The 3,924-nt window shown below is 42.2% G+C and carries 5 protein-coding genes; all 5 read left to right on the top strand.

What is annotated here, in order from left to right:
- Window positions 1–46 precede the first annotated feature (46 nt).
- Window positions 47–817, top strand: coding sequence for a DtxR family transcriptional regulator (locus H0Z23_RS08630; protein WP_296869042.1), 771 nt, complete (start codon window positions 47–49; stop codon window positions 815–817).
- A gap of 10 nt (window positions 818–827) precedes the next feature.
- Window positions 828–1,061, top strand: coding sequence for a FeoA family protein (locus H0Z23_RS08625; RefSeq protein ID WP_296869041.1), 234 nt, complete (start codon window positions 828–830; stop codon window positions 1,059–1,061).
- Between the two features lie 80 nt (window positions 1,062–1,141).
- Entirely contained in the window at window positions 1,142–1,285 is a 144-nt protein-coding gene (locus tag H0Z23_RS08620; RefSeq protein WP_296869040.1) for a hypothetical protein, read from the top strand.
- A gap of 54 nt (window positions 1,286–1,339) precedes the next feature.
- Window positions 1,340–3,496 (top strand): ferrous iron transport protein B, encoded by a 2,157-nt coding sequence (gene feoB, locus H0Z23_RS08615; protein ID WP_296869039.1) that lies wholly within the window; start codon window positions 1,340–1,342, stop codon window positions 3,494–3,496.
- A 12-nt stretch (window positions 3,497–3,508) separates the two neighbouring features.
- The gene (locus H0Z23_RS08610; protein ID WP_296869038.1) at window positions 3,509–3,688 is read left to right on the top strand and encodes a FeoB-associated Cys-rich membrane protein; all 180 of its coding nucleotides are present in this window, start codon (window positions 3,509–3,511) and stop codon (window positions 3,686–3,688) included.
- Window positions 3,689–3,924 lie beyond the last annotated feature (236 nt).

The following is a 3,924-nucleotide window of genomic DNA, read 5'->3' as shown; positions in this document are numbered from 1 at the left end:
TTTTTAGGCGCACCGTAAACTTTTAGCGATGCTTAAAAATTACGAGGTGAGTGATGTGCAATTAAGTACTACAGTAACGGCAAGCTTAGAAGATTATCTGGAAGCTATCTTTCACATAATTACGGAAAAACAAGCGGCAAAGCCTAAAGATATTGCAAAACGATTAAAGGTAAGCAACTCATCTGTAACGGGAGCTCTTAAGTCCCTCGCCGAGAAGGACTTGGTCAACTATGCTCCTTATGATGTGGTTACGCTGACACCTAAAGGAAAAGCTATTGCGAAAGATGTTATTCGCCGCCATGAAGTTCTTCGTGATTTCTTCGTCAACGTCTTAGCAGTCAATGAACACGACGCTGACGAAGCTGCATGTCTGATGGAACATTCCATTCCTAAGATAATTCTGGAAAGGTTCATCCAATTTGCGGAATTCATCGAGGTGTGCCCAAGAGCCGGATCTAAATGGGTAAAAGGTTTCAGTTACTACTGCGATCAGGGAAATACGTGGGATAACTGCGAAAAATGCATCTCTTTAACTCTAGAAGAAGTAAAACAAAAACGGCAAGGAGGTCAGAAGAAGATGATAACAGTTAGAAAGTTAAAGGATTTGAAGCCTGGACAGCGAGGGAAAATCGTCAAAGTCAAAGCCAAGGGAGCGACAAACAAGCGAATCGTAGAAATGGGAATAACTCCAGGCTCTGTAGTTGAGGTTGAGCGCCTAGCACCTTTAGGAGATCCAATTGATGTTAAGGTAAAAGGCTATCATCTTTCAATCAGAAAGGAAGAGGCTGAAGAAGTTGAAGTGGAATTACTACCATAAAAAATTGGAAATGTCTCTGATGCCACTGTCGTCAATACAAACGGGGAAACGTGCCAGGTTCGTCTCAATAGAAGGTGGGCACGAATTAAGAAGCAGGTTATCTGCAATGGGGTTAATCCCAGGGGTAGAAATTAACGTATTAAGAAATTCTTCTCGTGGCCCTCTATTGATCTCTGTAATGGGAAGCTCCATGATGTTGGGCCAGGGAATGGCAGAGAAAATATTAGTCAAGCAAATAGGCTAATTTTTTTTGAAAACTATTTTCGGCATACCTAAATATTTTAGGAATATCGCAAACAGTAGGGAGGACTCGCAGTAGGACTTATGTTTGCCGTTTTCACTGACTTTTTAGCTGCTGCAATCCTTAGATCTGCAAACACAAAAGCCGCACTAGAGACTTTTATAATAGCCATTTTCGTAATAGCCGGTAATTATGCAGCAACCTGGCTCACAAGCAAAATGCCATGAGGCATCAAGCAATAAATCTTAGTAATAACAAAAAATACGGGAGGTAAGGTTTTCATGAAGGATAAAATAGTGGTGGCTCTAGCAGGAAACCCTAATTCCGGTAAAACCACCATATTCAACGAGTTGACAGGGGCACGACAACACGTAGGAAACTATCCAGGGGTAACCGTGGAGCGCAAAGAAGGATTTTGCCGTTACAAAGGCACTGAGATGAAAATCATCGACTTGCCAGGAACCTATAGTTTGACCGCGTATTCTACAGAAGAGGTAATCGCAAGAAATTTCATAATAGAGGAAAAGCCAGATGTAGTCGTAAATATACTGGACGCCTCAAACCTTGAAAGGAATCTGTATTTAACCGTTCAACTTATGGAGCTCGGGGCCCCTCTAGTTTTGGTCTTGAATATGACCGACACTGCGAAAAGTCGAGGGTACGAAATAGACGTCAGAAAGTTTTCTCAACTATTCGGCGCCCACGTAGTGGAGACCATAGGACATAAAGGGAAAGGGATCGAGAACCTTTTAGAAGCCACAGTAAAAACGGCTTCTAAAAGGTCAAAAGCAAACCATATAATTACCGATCACATCAATTATGGGTACGAAATCGAAAAAGAAATAACCAAAGTAAAAGACCTAATAGAAAAACACAACTTATTTACCGATAAATATTCTCCTCGTTGGCTTGCCCTAAAGCTCCTCGAAAAGGATAAAAACATCCATGAAATTGTAGACTCTGCTTCGCCTGAGGTGATAAAACAAGTCGAGGAGAGCATTTCTCGTATTGAAGAAATATTAGGTGAATCTTCAGAAACTGCAATTGCGGGAGCAAGATATGGTTTTATATCTGGAGCATGTCAGGAGATGGTACGCTCTACAATAGAGATTAAACATACTATCTCAGACAAAATAGACACCGTAGTAACAAACCGAGTTTTGGGCATACCTATATTTTTAGGCTTAATGTATCTTGTCTTCCAATTGACATTCACCCTTGGAGATCCACTCATGGGATGGATTGAGGAATTTTTTGGTTGGTTAGCTGGTTGGATAGAAAGTTCCTGGTCATCAGGTTCGTATGAGTTGCTAAAGTCATTTCTCATAGATGGAATAATCGGCGGTGTCGGAGGGGTGCTCGTTTTTCTCCCGAACATTATGTTACTGTTCCTCGCTATAGCAATATTAGAGGATTCTGGTTATATGGCTAGAGCTGCTTTTATAATGGACCGTCTAATGAACAAAATAGGGCTACATGGGAAAAGCTTTATACCTATGCTCATAGGCTTCGGTTGCACAGTGCCTGCTATCATGGCAACCCGCACGATAGAAAATCGACGTGATAGGCTTGTGACGATGCTTGTGCTTCCTCTCATAAGTTGTGGGGCACGGCTTCCGATTTACACTCTCATTATCCCTGCATTCTTCCCGGAATCCCAACACGGCACAATTCTTTGGTCAATCTACCTTATCGGCATCATTCTTGCCATCATTGTTGCAAAACTTCTTCGCGGGACAATCCTCAAGGGCGAATCCATGCCTTTCGTAATGGAACTTCCGCCGTACCGTGTGCCTACACTTAAGGGAATTTTCATCCACATGTGGGAACGCTGCTGGTTATATTTAAAGAAAGCCGGGACTATTATTCTTGGAATATCAATTCTCTTATGGGCTATGACTACTTTCCCCAGCTTGCCAGAGAATGAAGTTGCCCAATTTGAGAAAGCACGTAACCAAATCGTTCTTGCGAACATTACAGATGATGAAAAAACAGCGGAGTTAGCGGCGATTAATAACGAGGAATTAGAGGCATCATTGAGCAATAGCCTCGCCGGCCGCATAGGCCATGCAATGGAACCTGTTTTAAAACCTATGGGATTTGACTGGAAAATAGGTACTGCACTCATCGGGGCTTTCGCTGCGAAAGAAGTGTTTGTTTCTCAAATGGGCATCATATATTCCATTGGTGAGGCTGATGAAGAATCTCAAACGTTGCGCGATAAACTCAGGAACACCTACACTCCCTTGGTTGGCTTCTGCATAATGTTATTTTGCCTCATAAGCGCACCATGCATGGCTACCATAGCTATAACAAAAAGAGAAAGCAACTCCTGGCGTTGGGCTTTATTCCAACTAGGAGGACTAACAATTTTAGCTTATACGTTAACCACGCTTGTCTACCAAATAGGAAGATTGCTTGGTATAGGAATAAGTTAGGAGGAATCTAACATGCTCGAGAGCATAATAATCATAGGCATCGTAGGTATAGCACTTATAACATCAGTAAGATCTATCTATAAAACACTGGTAGTAAAACCCGAAGGGCATTCGTGTTCTGGCAACTGCCTTGCCTGTCCATATAGAAACTCGCTCAAAAACGAACCTACACAAAAAGCCGCCAAACATTGATCACCACTCCTTACTTGAGGGGGGGATGTGTTATCCATCCTCCCCCCCCTTTTTTTCAGCAGTGCCGGTCTCTAATTTTTTCTACAAGTGCCACCATGTCCCCTAAACAGAATAGCTAAAATAATGTTTAATCTATCCACAATGAAACTTTAGAAGGGGTTTTGTTGCTCTTTGACAACCCTTTCTCATGGTGACATTTTCTCTGTCCCGTTACAGGGTGACAATATCACTGTCCG

It is taken from the genome of Thermovirga sp. (assembly GCF_017656375.1).
In the GTDB taxonomy this organism is placed as follows: domain Bacteria; phylum Synergistota; class Synergistia; order Synergistales; family Thermovirgaceae; genus Thermovirga.
Note: the sequence above shows the minus strand (reverse complement) of the source record. Positions and strands in the feature narration are given on the sequence as shown.